General features: G+C 59.0%; 14 protein-coding genes and 3 tRNA genes. 4 read left to right on the top strand and 13 right to left on the bottom strand.

All coding sequences use genetic code 11. The annotated features are described in order from the left end of the window. Positions 1-13: 13 nt before the first annotated feature. A complete protein-coding gene (locus ACWHXP_RS06930) occupies positions 14-499 on the top strand; it encodes a Csu type fimbrial protein (protein ID WP_489634164.1) in 486 nt (161 codons plus the stop codon). Positions 500-711: 212 nt separating this feature from the next. Beyond that, a complete protein-coding gene (locus ACWHXP_RS06925; RefSeq protein WP_039787206.1) occupies positions 712-1,212 on the top strand; it encodes a Csu type fimbrial protein in 501 nt (166 codons plus the stop codon). Positions 1,213-1,454: 242 nt separating this feature from the next. Here the strand turns inward: ACWHXP_RS06925 and ACWHXP_RS06920 are convergent, their stop codons facing one another. The 11 genes from ACWHXP_RS06920 to ACWHXP_RS06870 form a co-directional block, all read right to left on the bottom strand. Beyond that, entirely contained in the window at positions 1,455-4,037 is a 2,583-nt protein-coding gene (locus ACWHXP_RS06920; RefSeq protein WP_489634165.1) for a 2-oxoglutarate dehydrogenase E1 component, read from the bottom strand. A gap of 234 nt (positions 4,038-4,271) precedes the next feature. Further along, on the bottom strand, positions 4,272-5,915 hold the full coding sequence (locus ACWHXP_RS06915) for a methyl-accepting chemotaxis protein (protein ID WP_489623003.1): 1,644 nt from the start codon (positions 5,913-5,915) through the stop codon (positions 4,272-4,274). 445 nt (positions 5,916-6,360) lie between these two features. Further along, positions 6,361-6,437: transfer RNA gene (locus ACWHXP_RS06910), tRNA-Asp, on the bottom strand. Positions 6,438-6,462: 25 nt separating this feature from the next. After that, positions 6,463-6,538 (bottom strand) — tRNA-Val (locus tag ACWHXP_RS06905). Between the two features lie 50 nt (positions 6,539-6,588). After that, a complete protein-coding gene (locus ACWHXP_RS06900; RefSeq protein WP_008329418.1) occupies positions 6,589-6,861 on the bottom strand; it encodes an HU family DNA-binding protein in 273 nt (90 codons plus the stop codon). A 287-nt stretch (positions 6,862-7,148) separates the two neighbouring features. After that, positions 7,149-9,557 (bottom strand): endopeptidase La, encoded by a 2,409-nt coding sequence (lon, locus tag ACWHXP_RS06895; protein ID WP_134222577.1) that lies wholly within the window; start codon positions 9,555-9,557, stop codon positions 7,149-7,151. A gap of 283 nt (positions 9,558-9,840) precedes the next feature. Next, positions 9,841-11,106 carry an ATP-dependent Clp protease ATP-binding subunit ClpX gene (gene clpX, locus ACWHXP_RS06890; RefSeq protein WP_121045673.1) on the bottom strand — a complete coding sequence of 422 codons (1,266 nt, stop codon included), beginning with the start codon at positions 11,104-11,106 and terminating at the stop codon, positions 9,841-9,843. Positions 11,107-11,371: 265 nt separating this feature from the next. Next, the gene (gene clpP, locus ACWHXP_RS06885; RefSeq protein ID WP_034341328.1) at positions 11,372-11,998 is read right to left on the bottom strand and encodes an ATP-dependent Clp endopeptidase proteolytic subunit ClpP; all 627 of its coding nucleotides are present in this window, start codon (positions 11,996-11,998) and stop codon (positions 11,372-11,374) included. 51 nt (positions 11,999-12,049) lie between these two features. Further along, the gene (tig, locus tag ACWHXP_RS06880) at positions 12,050-13,399 is read right to left on the bottom strand and encodes a trigger factor (RefSeq protein WP_034350407.1); all 1,350 of its coding nucleotides are present in this window, start codon (positions 13,397-13,399) and stop codon (positions 12,050-12,052) included. Positions 13,400-13,682: 283 nt separating this feature from the next. Beyond that, positions 13,683-14,180 carry a CreA family protein gene (locus tag ACWHXP_RS06875; protein WP_489623004.1) on the bottom strand — a complete coding sequence of 166 codons (498 nt, stop codon included), beginning with the start codon at positions 14,178-14,180 and terminating at the stop codon, positions 13,683-13,685. Positions 14,181-14,317: 137 nt separating this feature from the next. Beyond that, complete coding sequence (locus ACWHXP_RS06870) at positions 14,318-14,512, bottom strand: DUF1653 domain-containing protein (RefSeq protein WP_489634166.1); 195 nt, start codon at positions 14,510-14,512, stop codon at positions 14,318-14,320. A gap of 205 nt (positions 14,513-14,717) precedes the next feature. Between ACWHXP_RS06870 and ACWHXP_RS06865 the strand changes: the two genes are divergently transcribed. Together ACWHXP_RS06865 and ACWHXP_RS06860 are read left to right on the top strand one after the other, a co-directional pair. Beyond that, positions 14,718-14,804 (top strand) — tRNA-Leu (locus tag ACWHXP_RS06865). A gap of 114 nt (positions 14,805-14,918) precedes the next feature. Next, complete coding sequence (locus tag ACWHXP_RS06860) at positions 14,919-15,725, top strand: DUF2971 domain-containing protein (RefSeq protein WP_489634167.1); 807 nt, start codon at positions 14,919-14,921, stop codon at positions 15,723-15,725. A gap of 248 nt (positions 15,726-15,973) precedes the next feature. Here the strand turns inward: ACWHXP_RS06860 and ACWHXP_RS06855 are convergent, their stop codons facing one another. Next, on the bottom strand, positions 15,974-16,843 hold the full coding sequence (locus ACWHXP_RS06855; protein ID WP_489634168.1) for a hypothetical protein: 870 nt from the start codon (positions 16,841-16,843) through the stop codon (positions 15,974-15,976). 30 nt (positions 16,844-16,873) lie between these two features. Further along, complete coding sequence (locus ACWHXP_RS06850) at positions 16,874-17,338, bottom strand: hypothetical protein (RefSeq protein ID WP_489634169.1); 465 nt, start codon at positions 17,336-17,338, stop codon at positions 16,874-16,876. Between the last annotated feature and the right edge of the window lie 51 nt (positions 17,339-17,389).

Below are 17,389 nucleotides of genomic sequence, written 5' to 3'. Positions count from 1 at the left end.
TCGTGGAGAGCACATGAAGAACACTATCCATTCCGTGTCCCTGGCTGCGCTGGCGCTGCTCATCGCATTGGCCGCTGGTCCGGCGCAGGCCCAGCAACTCTGCTCGGCGGCGTCCAATCCGGTGTCCTTCGGCCTCTACGACCCGCAATCCAGCAGCAACCTCGACAACACCGGCAACATCACCATCACCTGCCAGGCGACTGCATCGCTGCTGATCGCCTATACCGTCAAGCTCAGCGCAGGCAGCAGCGGTACCTATGCCCAGCGCAAGATGCTCAGCGGCGCCAACAGCCTCAACTACCAGGCGTATCGCGACGCCGCGCACACCTCCGTGTGGGGCGATGGTTCCTCCAGCACCAGTTTCGTCAGCGACGGCTACCTGCTGCAGGTCCTCACGCCGGTGAGCAGGTCCTACACCGTCTACGGGCGCGTACCGGGCAGCCAGAACGTCAAGGCTGGCAGCTATCTGGATACGCTGACGGTGCTCATCACCTACTGAGCGGAACCGACAAAGCAGGTGGAGAATTGCTGATGTGCTTGATAAACGTTCTCGTTGCGATTCAGGTTTTCCCTGACGAAAATTGACAGGGTGATAGGGAATAGCCGGATGTCTGATCCGGGCTCCAGAAACTAAAGTATCTCCATACCAACGCTGCACAGGGAAGTTCTTGCAAGGGGCGAGGACGGGGCAGCCAGACCAGGAGAAACAAAATGTTCTTCATCAAGAAAAATCGCATCGTCGCTGCTTCCATCGCTGCTGTCGTGCTGGCTTCCAGCGCACCGGCTTCCTTCGCCGCCACTGCCAGTGGCACGCTGACCATCAGCGCCTCGGTGGTCGCCGCCTGCACCGTGGTCGGTTCGGCCATCGCCTTCGGCGCCTACACCCAGAGCGTGGTCAACCAGTCCGGCACCATCACCGTGCTGTGCACCAACGGCACGGCCTACAACGTTGGTCTGGACGCCGGTACCGGCACCGGTGCCAGCGTGAGCAACCGCAAGATGAGCGCAGCCGGCGGCGGCACCCTGAACTATGCGCTGTACCGCGATTCGGCCCGCAGCAACAACTGGGGTTCGACCATCGGCACGGATACCCTGACCGGCACCGGTTCCGGCCTGACCCAGACCCTGACCGTCTACGGCCAGATCCCGGCGGCCCAGACGCCGCTGGCCGGTTCCTACTCGGATACCGTGACCGTGACGCTGACCTACTGAACGACGGAAGTATTCAAGGATTCAAGGATTGAACGCTGACAGGATGGCCTGACGCGCTTTTGACACAAGGATTGCACTGCAAGCATTGCGCTGCAGCTTGACGATCCTGCAAGGCGCGGACTACAACATCAGCTGCGATGCATACCGGGGAAACCGGAGGGGGTGGGCGGTGTACTTCATGATGAAGTACACCGTTTTTTTTCATCCGCCGAGGCTTGGCTTGGCGCGTAGGCCTGATGCGTTCATGCAGGGAATACGGACTGCACCAGCGCCGCCTGCTGGGCATAGTGGCGCGCCTTGGACGCCGTCGGACCGGCATCGGTATCCGGCCGTGTTACGGCCCGCAGACGCACCTGCAACGGCAAGGCCGCTTCGATGGCATCCCGTACGCACAGCCAGGCCCCCTGCTTGCGCTCTTCCTCCTGTACCCAGATCACTTCCTCCAGCTGCGGATAGCTGCGCAAGACAGCACCCAGCGTGTCTTCGGGGAAGGGATGCAGCTGCTCCACGGTCAGCAGGACAGTGCGCGTGTCGCCCGCCTTGCGGCGGCCGTCGGCCAGGTCGTAGCAAACCTTGCCACTGCACAAGACCACCCGCTGCACCTGTGCGGCCGGCGGCGCATCGGCATCCTCCACCAGCGGCTGGAAGTCCCCCTGCAACAGGGCCGACAAGGGCGACTGCGAACGCACTTCGCCATGCAGCACCGATTTGGGCGTGAAGACCACCAGCGGACGGTCGCCCTGCAGTGCCTGCTGACGCAGCAGGTGGAACCACTGCGCCGAACTGGACGGATACGCCACGCGCATGTTCTCCTGCGCGCACAGCAGCAGCATCCGGCTGAGGTAGCCGGTCGAGTGCTCCGGCCCCACGCCTTCATAGCCGTGCGGCAGCAGCACGGTCAGCGCCGAGGGGTAGCCCCATTTGCCGCGACCGGAGGCGATGAACTGGTCGATCATGATCTGGGCACCGTTGACGAAGTCGCCGAACTGGGCCTCCCAGATGACCATCGTACCGGGCCCCGCCTGTACGCTGAATCCATATTCGAAGCCAACCACTGCCTCTTCACTCAGCGGTGAATTGACCACCTCCAGCGCCGTACCGGGCGCAGCCACCTGGCGCAAAGGCCAGAAGGCCTGCTGCACGCCTTGCGCCGCGTCGATCGCATGCCAGACGGCGTGGCGCTGCATGAAGGTGCCGCGTTGCACATCCATACCGGAAATGCGCAGCCCCTGCCCTTCCCACAGCAAGGAGGCATAGGCCATGTTTTCAGCGAAATTCCAGCTGCACGCGTGATCGCTGGAGCTGACGCTGTCCTGCCACTGCGCAACCAGCCGCGTGACTGCAGGATGTGCAGCAAAGCCTTCCGGCAAGCGCGTCATGCGTTCCACGAACTGGCGCAGGCGCAGCAGGTCCGGCGCGTCGGGCTTGACGGCCAAGGCGGGCGCCCTCCGTTGCGCCGCCGGGGCGGATGGACGACTGTTGCGGAAGCTTGCGAGCACTTGCTGGCTGCTCACCGCCAGCAACGTCGCGCCGTCGTCCGAACCGGGCCACCCGGCCTGGGCATAGAGCTGCGTGACCGGCGGATGCTTGTCGATGAAACCGTGCAGCAGGGGCTGGGTCACGGTCGCCGTATCCTGTTCCGCATGCCCCCAGCGACGATAGCCGACCAGGTCGATCACCACATCGGCGCCAAACTGCATGCGATAGTCGAAAGCGATCCGCGCAGCACGCAGTACCGTCTCCGGCTGGTCGGCGTTGACGTGCAGCACTGGCGCGCCGACGATGCGGGCGATGTCGGTGCAGTAGCCATGATTGAGGGGATCAAGCGGATTGGGCGTGGTGAAGCCGATCTGGTTGTTGACGATCACGTGGACCGTGCCGCCCACGCTGTAACCCGGATACAGGGACAGCTTGAGCGACTCCATCACCACGCCCTGGCCGCAGAAGGCAGCATCGCCATGGATCACCACCGAGGCCGGCATGGGTGATTGCGGATGCGCACTGCGGTAGCCGCGCACCATGCCCAACAGCACCGGATAGGCGCTTTCCAGATGGGAGGGATTGTGCGCCATGAACAGACCTAGCTGACCATGGGCGGTGGTGCGCACGGTCTCGGCCCCCAGATGGTAAGGCAGATCCACTGCGCCGGCTGCTGCTGCGGTCGTGCTCGCCGCGTCGAAATACGCCACGATATCGGCCGCCGGCATCTGCATCAGGTTCACCAGCAGGTTGAGACGGCCGCGATGCGGCATGGCCAGGAACAATTGCTCCAGCTGATAGAAACTGCTGCGCTCGGCCAGCGCATCCATCAGTACCAGCAGCGCTTCGCAGCCTTCCAGCGAAAAGCGCTTGGCGTGCGGATAATCTTGCTGCAGGTAGTGCTCCCACTGTTCGGCGGCAGCCAGCCGGGCCAGGATGGCGGCGCGCTCGGCAGTTGCAGGATCGGCACCCGGGTCGCACGCGGCCAGGCGTGCAAACAGCCACTGGCGGCGGGACTCATCACGTACGCCACTGGCATCGAGGCCGAGCGGGCCGCAATACAGCCGACTCAGAAAATGCGTCAATTCCTTCACATTGGTGAGGCCCAGCCCCTCCAGAAAGCGGTGCTGGCCCAGCGCCAGGTCCTCATCCTTCAGATCGTGATGTTGGGGCAGCAAGGCGGGGATCTCGGGCACCGAGAGCGTGCCCAGAGGATCGATGTCAGCGATCCGGTAACCCTCATGGCGATAGGCCTCGATGAAGGATTGTATGCGGGCGTGGGCCAGGGCCTGGCGCGCATCGGACATCTGCTCGGTGCTGCCGGCGTGGGAATGGTGGAGCGTCATGGCTAACCTTTCGGGGCTGGGTCGGGGGCGGACTGCGTGCAGCGCCCTGAGCAGCGGCGACGCACGCAACGGACGTGTCCACTCCTGCCAGCCGGCTGCCAGGCCTTTTCAGGCCGGGTGCGGCAGCAGCGTGCAGGGGGACACTTTGTTGTTGTCGCGCCCGGCGTGACGAAGCGGGCGCGGTCTCCTCGCAGATACCGGTTCAGGCGGCAGGCACGCCGCCCGGGTGAAGCATCAGCCCTGGATCAGCGACAGTTCGGGCTGGATGACCTTTTCGCGCGGACCTTTGCGCGAGGAAGCGGCATGGCCGCCAGCTTGGCCGTTGGCCAGCAACTCGCTGAGCCGGAAGCGGCCCATCAGCGCCGACAGCTGCTCGGCCTGGGATTGCAGTGCCTGGGAGGCGGCCGCATTCTGTTCCACCAGGGCCGAGTTTTCCTGGGTCATCTGGTCCATCTGGCTGATGGCCTGGTTGATCTGCTCGATGCCCTCGCTTTGCTCCTTGCTGGAGGCGCTGATATCGGTGATGAGGTCGGTGGCGTGCTTGATGCTGGCGATGACTTCATCGATGGTGGCGACGGTCTGCTCGACGATGCTGCTGCCGGCCTTCACATGACCGACCGAGCCTTCGATGAGCGACTTGATTTCCTTGGCGGCCACGGCACTGCGCTGTGCCAGGCCGCGTACTTCGCTGGCCACCACCGCAAAGCCACGTCCGTGCTCGCCGGCGCGGGCCGCTTCCACGGCCGCGTTCAGCGCCAGCAGGTTGGTCTGGAAGGCGATGCCATCGATGACCGTGATGATGTCGGCGATCTTGCCGGAAGAGGTGCTGATGGCGGTCATGATGTTGACCACCTGCTCCACCGAGGCACCACCGCGTACCGCGACATCCGAGGCGGAGACTGCCAGTTCGCTGGCCTGGCGGGCATTGTCGGCATTCTGGCGCACGGCCGAGGTCAGCTGCTCCATGGCGGAAGCGGTTTCTTCCAGCGAGCTGGCCTGCTGTTCGGTGCGATCCGACAGGCTCAGGTTGCCTTGCGCCAGTTCGCGCGCGGCCATGTCGATGGCGGAGGTGCCGTTGCGCACGTTGGAGACGGTATCGTGCAGGTTATCGCTCATGTGCTGCAGCGCCTGCAGCAGGCGGCTGATCTCGTCCTTGCCGGCAGCATTGAGGCGATAGGACAGGTCGCCCTGGGCCACCGCTTCGGCCAGCACCACGGCGTGGCGCACGGGGGCGGTGATGGAGCGCGTGATGAGCACGCCGATCACCGACGCCAGTACCACGGCCACGGCGGCCAGCACGATCATCTGGATCACGGCCAGGTGGCCGTCCTCAGCGACCTGGCGGGAATCTTCGACCATTTCCTGGGCCAGCGAATTGACCATCTTGTCGACCATGACGAAGTACTCCGTCTGCAGGCGCGCCAGATCGCCCTGGAAGAGCGTGGTCGCCTCGGCGCGTTCGCCGGTCTTCATCAATTCGAAGAACTTGCGCACGGCTACGCCGTAGGCCGAGCGGGCGGTGGTCTGCTCGGCGTAGAGCGCTTTGGTCTTGTCGGAATCGAGCATGCCTTCGAGCTGCTTGTAGGCCTCGGTGTTGGCCTTTCGCAGGCCGGCGTACTCATCCATGTACTTCGCCGAAGCCTCAGGCGTGGTCGCCAGCAGGATGTTGGACAGCACCGCATTGGCCTTGTAGCCATTGTTCTTGATCTGGTTGCTCAAGGCGATGAGCTGGTACTTCTCGTTGACGATGCTGTTGATTTCAGCGTTGTTGGAAGACTGGTTCCTGACGCCGACCATGGCCGTCACCATGATCAGCAGCAAGACTACTGCAAAAGCGCCGCCCAGGCGGACGCCAATGTTGAAATTGGCGAGCTTCATCGCTACCCCCTTGTTTGTCCCATTTGATGCCCACGTGCAGGCCCTGGCTGAACGACTTTGTCCCGAGTCGTCGCTGATTGCCCTGCGTGCCCATGACACTGCACCACTTTGCGAATCCGCAATGCGTCTCTTGGGTTCTCTTCACATCTTTGGGGAGCGGCTTGTGCCCTTCTTCCTCGGCCTGCTTGCAGGGGCCGGGTTCCCTCAAAAACATTGTTTGCCCCGGCTGTGCCGGTCTCCTGTTTTTTGAGAAATTGCAAATTCCGCTTCAGTGTAAACATTTCCGTGGAGAAAAGTACTTGAAACTCACATTTATTTGATACGTGTCGCGTAATTTTGTCAGGAGAGACAAATGATGCCACCGGGTGGGAATTGATGAGTGGAGTGAAGCTTTTTGCTGCGCAAAAACAAAAACGCCCCGTTCTTGCGAACGAGGCGTTTTATTTGGCGGAGCGGACGGGGCTCGAACCCGCGACCCCCGGCGTGACAGGCCGGTATTCTAACCAACTGAACTACCGCTCCTAAACTGGTGCTGACTGCAAGATGCTGGTGGGCGCTGAGAGGCTCGAACTCCCGACCTAAGCCTTGTAAGGGCTCCGCTCTACCAACTGAGCTAAGCGCCCCGGCAAACTTGTCAGTCTCGTTGCTTTGTTACCTCAGCAACGAAAGAACATTATTTTATAGCATCTTTTAAAGCTTTGCCAGCTTTAAATTTAGGAACCTTCGATGCCTTGATTTTCAGCGCGGCGCCCGTCTGAGGATTGCGGCCCGTACGCGCCGCACGCTTGCCCACTGCAAAAGTTCCAAAACCCACCAGGGTGACCGTGCCGTTCTTCTTCAGCGTGGTCTTCACTGCACCAATGAATGCGTCTACTGCTCGTCCTGCTGCTGCCTTGGAGATGTCTGCCTCGCCGGCAATGTGCTCAATCAGTTCGCCTTTATTCACTTACGCCCCTCGAACAAGTTTCTGGTTTGTTTGATTTCAAACGACGGTGCTTCGGCTCCAACACAGCGCGACAGAGCCCCCCTCACCATCGCTTGCCTGACGGAAATTTTCCGCAGCGGCTATTAAACAAGTCCATCAGCAGCACTGTCAAGCCAAGGTGCAACCATGACGCGATTTTCAGTGAGATTTTTTTATTTCATTCCCATAGCCCGATACATGAATCCTTTTGGGACATAAAAAAGGCACCTCAACTGAGGTGCCTTTCAATGCGGATGACTCCCGCAGGATCAATGCTTCACAACCGGATCCGTCGCGCCTTCCTTCGGCTTCACGGCTGCTTCGACGATCGCTTCCTCTTCCGTCAGCGGCACCGGCTGGCGTTCCAGTGCCACTTCCAGGACCTTGTCGATCCAGCGCACCGGAATGATCTCCAGCTTGTTCTTGACGTTGTCCGGGATCTCGGCCAGATCCTTCACATTCTGCTCAGGAATCAGCACGGTCTTGATGCCGCCGCGATGCGCCGCCAGCAGCTTTTCCTTCAGACCGCCGATGGGCAGCACCTCGCCGCGCAGCGTGATTTCACCGGTCATCGCCACATCAGCACGCACCGGAATGCCGCTGAAGATGGACACCAGCGCCGTGGTCATCGCAATACCGGCCGACGGACCATCCTTGGGCGTCGCACCTTCCGGCACGTGGATGTGGATGTCGCTCTTCTCGAACACCTCATTCTTGATGCCCAGCTTGCGGGCACGGCTGCGAACCACGGTACGTGCGGCCTCGATCGATTCCTTCATCACGTCGCCCAGGGTACCGGTGCGGATGATCTGGCCCTTGCCGGGCATGTTCACCGCTTCGATGGTCAGCAGGTCGCCGCCGACTTCGGTCCAGGCCAGGCCGACCACCTGGCCGATCTGGTTTTCCTTCTCGGCCATGCCGAAATCATAACGACGCACGCCCAGGAACTTGTCCAGGTTGCGCGAGGTGACGGTGACCTTCTTCTCCTGCTTCTTCAGCAGCAGCAGCTTGACCACCTTGCGGCAGATCTTCGAGACTTCGCGTTCCAGCGAACGCACACCGGCTTCACGAGTGTAGTAGCGGATGATGTCGCGGATGGCCGACTCGGCCACGCTGATCTCGCCTTCCTTCAGGCCGTTGTTCTTGATCTGCTTGGGCAGCAGGTAACGCTGCGCAATGCTGGTCTTCTCGTCCTCGGTGTAACCCGACAGGCGGATCACTTCCATCCGGTCCAGCAGCGCCGGCGGGATGTTGAAGGAATTCGAAGTCGCCACGAACATCACGTCCGACAAGTCGAAATCAACTTCGATGTAGTGGTCGGAAAAGGTGTGGTTCTGCTCCGGATCCAGCACTTCCAGCAGGGCCGACGAAGGATCGCCACGGAAATCCATCCCCAGCTTGTCGATTTCATCCAGCAGGAACAGCGGGTTGCGCACGCCGACCTTGGACAGGCTCTGCAGAATCTTGCCCGGCATGGAACCGATGTAGGTGCGGCGGTGGCCACGGATCTCGGCTTCATCACGCACGCCACCCAGGGCCATGCGCACGAACTTGCGGTTCGTTGCGCGGGCGATGGATTGGCCCAGCGAGGTCTTGCCCACGCCCGGGGGACCGACGAAGCACAGGATCGGTGCCTTCAGCTTGTCCACGCGCTGTTGCACGGCGAGGTATTCCAGAATGCGTTCCTTGACCTTCTCCAGGCCATAGTGATCGCCTTCCAGCACCTTCTCGGCATTGGTCAGGTCGTTGTTGACCTTGGACTTCTTCTTCCACGGCAAGGCCACCAGCGTGTCAATGTAGTTGCGCACCACGGTCGCTTCGGCCGACATGGGCGACATGAGCTTGAGCTTCTTCAGCTCGGATTGCGCCTTTTCCAGAGCTTCCTTGGGCATCTTGGCAGCGGCGATCTTCTTTTCCAGCTCTTCCAGATCGGCACCGTCTTCGCCTTCGCCCAGTTCCTTCTGGATGGCCTTGACCTGTTCGTTCAGGTAGTACTCGCGCTGAGACTTTTCCATCTGGCGCTTGACGCGCCCACGGATGCGCTTTTCCACCTGCAGGATATCGAGTTCGCCTTCCAGCTGCCCCAGCAGATGCTCGTAGCGCTTGGTGACGTTGAAGATCTCCAGGATCACCTGCTTCTGCTCCAGCTTCAGCGGCAGATGCGCGGCGATGGTGTCGGCCAGGCGGCCGGCGTCATCAATACCGGCCAGCGAGGTCAGGATCTCGGGAGGGATCTTCTTGTTAAGCTTCACGTACTGGTCGAACTGCTGCACGATGGTACGGCGCATGGCTTCGACTTCGGCCTCGTCGCCCTGCTCGGATTCGACCGGGGTCAGGTCGGCGACGAAGTGGGTTTCCAGTTCGCTGATGTGATGGATGCGGGCACGCTGCGCGCCTTCGACCAGCACCTTGACGGTACCGTCAGGCAGCTTCAGCATCTGCAGGATATTGGCCACGCAGCCAATTTCATAAATGTCTTCGGCCGAAGGCTCATCCTTGGCGGCGGCCTTCTGGGCTGCCAGCATGATGCTCTTGCCCTGCTCCATGGCCGCTTCCAGCGCCTTGATCGACTTCGGGCGGCCGACGAAGAGCGGAATCACCATATGCGGGAAGACAACCACATCCCGTAAGGGCAACAGCGGCAATTGCGATTGTTCTGTGAGTATAGGAGTCGTCATGGCGGGCCTTATCAATAAGTACTGTGAATGATGTTGGCACGAGTGACCAAAACACAAGTCCGGTGGAAGAAATATTCACCAGCTGCGCGTTGTCATGATCGCAACAAAATAAAAAAGCCACACGCGAAGCTAGCTCCGGGTGGCTTTTCGATGGAAGCCAGTTATGTGCGCCGGTTTATTTTACCGTGTTTGCGGTGACCGGACTTCGTGGTGGCTTCTTGCTTCCGGAAGGCCCCACTCGAGGACCTTCCTTTTACTGCTCTTTACATCACTTGCCGGGCAATCAGCCGCCCGAGACCTTGGGTTGGTCGTGATAGATCAACAGCGGTTTGGCACCATTGGTGATGGTGTTCTCGTCGACCACCACCTTGGCGACGTTCTGCTCGCTAGGAAGTTCATACATCACATCCAGCAAGGCGTGCTCCAGGATGGACCGCAGGCCGCGTGCGCCGGTCTTGCGCGCCAGGGCCTTCTTGGCGATGGCATGCATGGCGGCCGGACGGATTTCCAGCTCGGCGCCTTCCATCTGCAACAGCTTGGCGTACTGCTTGATGAGCGCGTTCTTGGGCTCGATCAGGATCTGGATCAGGGCTTCTTCATCCAGCTCGTTCAAGGTTGCGATCACCGGCAGACGGCCCACCAGTTCCGGGATCAGGCCGAACTTGACCAGGTCTTCAGGCTCGGCATTCAACAGCACTTCCGAATTGCTCTTCTGGGTCTGGCTCTTCACGCTGGCCGAGAAACCGATGCCGCTCTTTTCGGAACGGTCGGAAATGATCTTGGCCAGGCCATCGAAGGCGCCGCCGCAGATGAACATGATGTTGGTCGTGTCGATCTGCACGAAGTCCTGGTTCGGATGCTTGCGGCCACCCTGCGGCGGCACCGATGCCATGGTGCCTTCGATCAACTTCAGCAGGGCCTGCTGCACACCTTCGCCGGACACGTCGCGGGTGATGGACGGGTTATCCGATTTGCGGGAAATCTTGTCGATCTCGTCGATGTAGACGATGCCCTTCTGGGCTTTCTCGACTTCGTAATTGCAGTTCTGCAGCAGCTTCTGGATGATGTTCTCGACGTCCTCGCCGACATAGCCGGCTTCGGTCAGCGTGGTCGCATCCGCGATCACGAACGGGACGTTGAGCATGCGTGCCAGAGTCTGTGCCAGCAAGGTCTTGCCGGAACCGGTCGGGCCCACCAGCAGGATGTTGCTCTTGGCCAGCTCGACGTCATCCTTTTTGCCGAGGTGCTTCAGGCGCTTGTAGTGGTTGTAGACCGCCACCGACAGGATACGCTTGGCGGTAGCCTGTCCGATCACGTACTGGTCCAGCAGGTCGGTGATTTCCTGCGGGGTCGGCAGATCCGACTTGGTGCCGGTGACGCTTTCCACGCTGGCGGCTTCATCACGGATGATGTCGTTGCACAGGTCGATGCATTCGTCGCAGATGAAGACCGAAGGACCGGCGATGAGCTTCTTCACTTCGTGCTGGCTTTTGCCGCAGAAGGAGCAATAAAGCAGTTTTTCGCCGCTGGAAGATTTTTTCTCGGACATAGAGCTACTAGAGTAAAAGTTACGACCCGATCATACCCGCGAAATCCGGATTCGTCACGGCTTGGTCATTTTTGCTGTCCCAAATTGCTTCACAGGACTGCCGTATGACCGTTATATGTCAGCCCAGGTGCCATTTATCAAGCAAATAGAACCCGAAAAGCCGCTCTGTGCCAATTTCGTCAAAATTTGGCCAAAAAAAATGCCCGAACCGTATTACGTTCGGGCATTTTTCGCGTTGGATCGTCGCCAATGCGATGACGCAAACTCAAGCGCGCTGGGTCAGCACCTGGTCGATCAGGCCATATTCCGCGGCGGCCTCGGCCGACATGAAATTGTCGCGATCGGTATCCTTGCTGATCTGCTCGACGCTACGGCCGGTCTTCTCAGCGAGGATGGTGTTGAGACGTTCACGCAGGTACAGGATTTCACGTGCCTGGATCTCGATATCCGATGCCTGGCCCTGGGCGCCGCCCAGAGGCTGGTGAATCATGATGCGCGAGTTCGGCAGCGAGAAACGCTTGCCCTTGGCACCAGCAGCCAGCAGGAAAGCGCCCATGGAGGCAGCCAGACCCGTGCACAGCGTCGACACTTGCGGCTTGATGAACTGCATCGTGTCGAAGATCGCCATGCCGGCCGATACCGAACCGCCAGGCGAATTGATGTACAGGGAAATGTCCTTGTCCGGGTTTTCGCTTTCCAGGAACAGCAGCTGGGCCACGATCAGGTTGGCCATCGCATCATTGACCGGTCCGACCAGGAAAATGATGCGTTCCTTCAGCAGGCGCGAATAGATGTCGTAAGCGCGTTCGCCACGGCCACTCTGTTCGATCACCATCGGCACCATGCCGAGCATTTGGGTATCCAGTGCAGATTGCTTCATCAGACCTGTCATGTATGCATCCTTAAGCGTAAGAGTTTTCTGATACTACTAGAGAAAACCGGATTACGCTTGCGCCTGATTACCCATCAGTTCGTCGAACGAAACCGGCTTTTCCGAGACCTTGGCCTTGCCGAGAACGTAGTTGACGACGTTTTCTTCCAAAACAAGAGCTTCGACTTCGGCCAGACGGCGACGGTCGGAGAAGTAGTACTTCAGCACTTGTTGCGGATCTTCGTAGCTCTGGGCGAAGTCTTCGATCTGGGCCTTGACCTGCTCTTCGGTGGCTTCCAGCTTGTTCTGCTTGACCACTTCAGCCAGGATCAGGCCCAGGCGCACGCGGCGCTCGGCTTGGGCGGTGAAGAGTTCCTTGGGCAGTTGCATGACCTTCGGGTCCATGCCGCGCTGGGCCATGTCCTGACGGGCCATTTCGGACAGGCGCTCGACGTCCTGGTCGATCAGGGCCTTGGGCACTTCCAGTTCCGACGCCTTGATCAGGGCGTTCATGACGCTGTCCTTGGTCTTGGCCTTGGTGCGGGCGGTGACTTCACGCTCCAGGTTCTTCTTGATGTCTTCGCGCATCTTGGTCAGATCGCCGTCTTCGATGCCCAGGGATTGAGCGAAGACTGCATCGACTTCAGGCATGTGCGCCCATTCGATCTTCTTGACGGTGATGGTGAATTCAGCGGTCTTGCCGGCCACGTCCTTGCCGTGATAGTCCTCGGGAAAAGCCAGCGGGAAGGACTTCGACTCGCCGACCTTCAGGCCGATGGTGGCTGCTTCGAATTCCGGCAGCATGCGGCCTTCGCCCAGCACGAACGGGAAGGCATCGGCCTTGCCGCCCTGGAATTCGACGCCGTCGATCTTGCCGACGAAGTCCACGGTCACGCGGTCGCCGTTCTGGGCCGACTGGTCGGCACCGCCGTCGCCGTGCGCGCCTTGCTCGCCCTTGACGTGGTAGTGCACGCGCTGCTTGCGCAGGATGTCGATGGTCTTGTCGATTTCGGCGTCGGAGACGGCCGCGGTGGTCTTCTCGACTTCAGCGCCGGACAGGTCGCCCAGGGTGACTTCCGGATAGACTTCGAAGGTAGCGTCGAAGGCCAGCTTGCCTTCGCCGGCTTCTTCGCTGGTCTTGGGTTCGATGCGGGGGAAACCTGCCACGCGCAGGTTGTTTTCGACGGCGGCGTCGTTGAATGCGCGACCGACCTTGTCGTTCAGGACTTCGGTTTCGACCTGGTAGCCGAACTGGGCGGCAACCATCTTCATCGGCACTTTACCCGGACGGAAACCCGGTGCCTTGGCGGTACGGGCGCGCACCTTCAGGCGCTTTTCCACTTCAGCCTGAACATCGGCCAGCGGGAAAGACAGGGTCATACGACGTTCGAGTTTGCTCAGGGTTTCGACTGCAGTTGCCATTTAAATCGTCCAAATGTTAAGAATTCCGTAAGCCGGAGCATGCTGTCTTTCATCCCGATCATCAGACTGCAGACGAAAAGCGCCCTGCCCGGCCGCGCTAAAGCTCGCTATTTTATACGCAAAAAGCGCCGATAGTCCAAAAATGGGCTTGCCACGCTGCAAACAGCCGCAAATCCCCTCCAAAGCCCGCCGGGCCAGCCCCGGCGCGGCCCGCCAACGCATCACCGCCGCCGACGGCTTACCGGCCAGCAAAGTTCCGCGTAAAGATTTTAGAGAATTTCCCTCATTTCACCGGAATCGGCGTGGAAGGTGCCACCGGCACGGCGGTGACGGCATTCATCGGGCTGCCATCGATGAGCTTGTCCGAATAGGTCAGGTAGACCAGCGTATTGCGCTTGGCATCGACCACCCGCACCACGTGCAGGCGTTTGAAGAGAATGGACATGCGCTCGCTGAAGACGTCTTCCTGGACCGGCAGCTTGTCCTGGAATTGCAGGGTCGGCGCCACCTGGCGGCAGGCGATGGAGGCTTCCGACTTGTCCTCGGCCAGGCCGACCGTGCCCTTGACGCCACCGGTGCGGGCACGCGAGACGTAACAGGTCACGCCCTGCACCTTGGGATCATCATAGGCTTCGATGACCACGCGGTCGTTCTTGCCCAGCCAGCGGAAGGCGGTGCTGACATCGGCCAGTTCTTCGGCCGAGGCCACATGGGGAATGGTGGCGGCAAGGGCGAACACGGAGAAGATCGCCCCGGCCAGGACGCGTGCTTGATGTTTCATGAGGATGCCCGAATAAGGTGAATTGAATTTATGAAGGAGTGAAGTAGACCGTCATGCGCGCGCATTGTTCAGCTTGCATCGGCCAGCGACGCGGTTTTGCATCGAATCGCAGCAGCCACCCGTAGCTACGGGCAGGATCAGTCCTCAATCTTTTCGAAACGCGGCACATGCTTGCCATCGACCTCGACCGTTTCGAAGAAGACATCGCGCGGACGCAGCCAAAGGCGGCCATCGGCGGCGCGGTAGATGATCATGGGCGTGAGGTCGGCTTCGAGGATGGCCTCGTCGATATAGTCATAGATGCCGCCCTTGTAGTGACGATAGCGTGTCATGGTAAACCTGCTGGCTGGAAGAAGATGCGGCATGGTACTACCGATCAGCGGCGGCACAAAAATGTCCGCACAGAAAAACGCCCACAGTGACAACACCTTGCAGTACAATGGCGCGCTTTGACAAATTGCTACCTGCATCGGTAGCGGCAGGTCTGCGGCGCAAGCCCTGCCAGACTGCTATCGCACCGGTGCCCGACCCCCTTCAGCGAGGATGGCGAAATTGGTAGACGCACCAGGTTTAGGTCCTGACGCCAGCAATGGTGTGGGGGTTCGAGTCCCCCTCCTCGCACCATGAATTCCCTTTAAAATCAATCACTTAATATCATGACGCTGTCATTATTTTGGGTGTTTTGGGGCTGTTTTGGCTTGAGAATGCCAACATAATGACAACCATATCTCCGGCACCATGATCCTTTACAAATACCTGTCTCTCAGTGCTGGGCTGTTGATGCTCAAACACAGAACGCTGGCGTTCGCTCAGATTCATTCCTTCAACGACCCAACCGAATCCACTGCTGCGGGCTACGACGGAGAGGTACTTGGGATCGGAGGATCCTTTTGGTTGCCACGCAAACTGATGCTTAACGAGTCCTACGGGATTTGCTGCCTCACCAGAACCGCAAAGAACGCGATCATGTGGGCCCATTATGGCGAGCGACATCGTGGCTTAGTTATTGGCATTGACACCAACGAGGCCGGGTTAGAGCAAAGCGACTTCTGCGTGCTGCCGGCGCGTTACGGCTCGATAATATACACAGCATCAAAGCCCAAACATCCTTACGAGTTATCTGAATCGGATGCGATCCGGCGCGGAAAACTAGCAAGCTTCGACGCACAATATCTTGAGGCACTCCAGAGAGCGTTCCTTCATAAAAGTAGCGAGTGGGCCTACGAAGAGGAAGTACGTATTGTTAAGAAACTCGAATATCTGCGAGTTGACGACGCAAATGCGGTCCAGTGGCAGGAGCTGGCCAACGCCGGAATTTTCCTTCAACAGATTCCTGTGACAGCGATCAGATCGGTTCATTTTGGAACGCAAACTCTTTCATTCGGTTGCGACGACACGCTAGATCTTCTGAATCAAATCACGACCGCAGTGCCAAATGCGGAACTACGAAGATGTGAGTTCGCAAAAGACAGTTGGGACCTTGAAGATATCCCTTTCTCAAATTGGAGACGAGAAATTCCGGAGTGGCACAACCCCACGTCCTGATGATGCATTGGTTCTTTTACCCAGCACCAGCGGCACGCTAAATAAAAAGCTACGCCAAAAGTTACGCCGTACGAGAGCTGCTCCAAATGGCAACGGCTCGACTAGTTAGGTCAGCAGCCGAGCCGTCTATATCGATGGTTGCAGCGCAGGATTTGTTCGTAATCTAGTGATCCGATTCGCTAACGCCATTCCTGCCGATATTTCCTAAAAATGGCTGTCCTTGCGCAGTAGCTATGCGCGACGGCTCCTCACGACACGTAGGACAAAAGATCGTCCGGGACTGCATAGGATAGTTGCTCTTCTAAAGCAGGGAAAATATCCAACATCGCAAAACGTCGCCAGGCTTTACGAATGTGTGGCTCTACCGTACTTCGCAGCTGTTCCTTAACCAGCTTTCGCATTTTCAACCCAGGCAACCCAGCCTCTATAAGTCTATCGACGAGGCGCTCCTGTCTCTCAACCCTCGTTCGGCCCTTATTCTGCACTTCGAGGAAATTGCGGATCCCGGCCCAGAAAAAGGTCACTGACAATGCGGAGAAAAATTTTACGCCCAGTTCCTCCGCCTTTGTCAGCATTGCCTGCTTGGCCGGCTGATAGCTTCGAGAGACAAACAACACGGAATAAAAAGTGCCGAATATTTCGCGGCAGTACTCAGCAGAGAGGGGAGTTTCCGGCGCATTTACGCCGAAGACAGGAGCTCTGTCGGAGGGGTTAATAAACGTAATTGACCAAGCGGCTGAACAGGCACCAAAGTTAAGCAACAACCGATTGCCGAGAGCGACGTTTAGCGGTCGCAATATCGCCCAAAAATCGGACCAAGTGAGCATCTCCCCTGCGATATAAATAGCGTTTTCATCAGAATGCGCGTCCACATGAAGAAGAAAAAAGTCACTGGACACAGCGTTTCCCCACCGGAGGATCTCGCTGATAATCAGCTCTTCCAATTGGTCGCGACGCTGCAATTCCATGTAACGGAAGTTGAGCCGTACCTCCGCAGCCAAAAGGTCATCTCTCACAGCATCTGCAGCACGCCTGGCATACCCAACGTCGTCCCCCGTCAGAAAATTCAAGTACAGCAATTCCTGCATACCGCCCCCAATTAATAAATAGTCAACCATTTTAGCGCGCTGCGGTACGCTCGGTTCAGTCTAAAAAGGGGGGCCAGGGTCGATTCGCCCAAATGCGATTTGCCAGGTCTGCCAATAAGCAACGGCTGGACCGTCAACACCGCCGAGTCGCTCGATGCCATAGATGACCATCCCCCGCTCATCAAGCCAGAGGATCTCCGGATTTAACAGACACATCAGCCTAGCGGGAAAGTACCGAAGATGCGGGTCCAGCTGATCATTGAAGCTTAAGAGTTCCGCGATGGATTGAAATTCAGCCCTGTGATGAACCCGCGAGATCTTCAGCTCACCGACCACCGGCACTGCCTGGCGCCGCTGAACAACAGAGAGGTTCACCCCGCGCTCTTTGAGGCATCGCACCGTTACCAGCACTCCGCGGCGTGGCGCCCGGCACATCTGCGCTCCATGACCAGGCCCGGGCGGAGCAGTTAGACCCATATCGTCCGACTGCGGATGTGGGTCCATGTGATCGAAGCTGATGGCCATTGCTCTTCATTTTTACTGTATATATGTACAGGTGCGACCTGAAAGTCGCGG

The sequence above is a fragment of the Herbaspirillum sp. Her2 genome, assembly GCF_057961375.1.
The sequence above is the reverse complement of the archived record's forward strand: the minus strand, read 5'-3'. Positions and strand labels throughout refer to the sequence as shown.

Excerpts from the sequence above, each read along its gene's own strand:
- ACWHXP_RS06930 (WP_489634164.1), top strand. The coding sequence starts at position 14 with ATGAAGAACACTATCCATTCCGTGTCCCTGGCTGCGCTGGCGCTGCTC.
- ACWHXP_RS06925 (WP_039787206.1), top strand. The coding sequence starts at position 712 with ATGTTCTTCATCAAGAAAAATCGCATCGTCGCTGCTTCCATCGCTGCT.
- ACWHXP_RS06920 (WP_489634165.1), bottom strand. The coding sequence starts at position 4,037 with ATGACGCTCCACCATTCCCACGCCGGCAGCACCGAGCAGATGTCCGAT.
- ACWHXP_RS06915 (WP_489623003.1), bottom strand. The coding sequence starts at position 5,915 with ATGAAGCTCGCCAATTTCAACATTGGCGTCCGCCTGGGCGGCGCTTTT.
- lon (WP_134222577.1), bottom strand. The coding sequence starts at position 9,557 with ATGACGACTCCTATACTCACAGAACAATCGCAATTGCCGCTGTTGCCC.
- clpX (WP_121045673.1), bottom strand. The coding sequence starts at position 11,106 with ATGTCCGAGAAAAAATCTTCCAGCGGCGAAAAACTGCTTTATTGCTCC.
- clpP (WP_034341328.1), bottom strand. The coding sequence starts at position 11,998 with ATGACAGGTCTGATGAAGCAATCTGCACTGGATACCCAAATGCTCGGC.
- tig (WP_034350407.1), bottom strand. The coding sequence starts at position 13,399 with ATGGCAACTGCAGTCGAAACCCTGAGCAAACTCGAACGTCGTATGACC.
- ACWHXP_RS06875 (WP_489623004.1), bottom strand. The coding sequence starts at position 14,180 with ATGAAACATCAAGCACGCGTCCTGGCCGGGGCGATCTTCTCCGTGTTC.
- ACWHXP_RS06870 (WP_489634166.1), bottom strand. The coding sequence starts at position 14,512 with ATGACACGCTATCGTCACTACAAGGGCGGCATCTATGACTATATCGAC.
- ACWHXP_RS06860 (WP_489634167.1), top strand. The coding sequence starts at position 14,919 with ATGATCCTTTACAAATACCTGTCTCTCAGTGCTGGGCTGTTGATGCTC.
- ACWHXP_RS06855 (WP_489634168.1), bottom strand. The coding sequence starts at position 16,843 with ATGGTTGACTATTTATTAATTGGGGGCGGTATGCAGGAATTGCTGTAC.
- ACWHXP_RS06850 (WP_489634169.1), bottom strand. The coding sequence starts at position 17,338 with ATGGCCATCAGCTTCGATCACATGGACCCACATCCGCAGTCGGACGAT.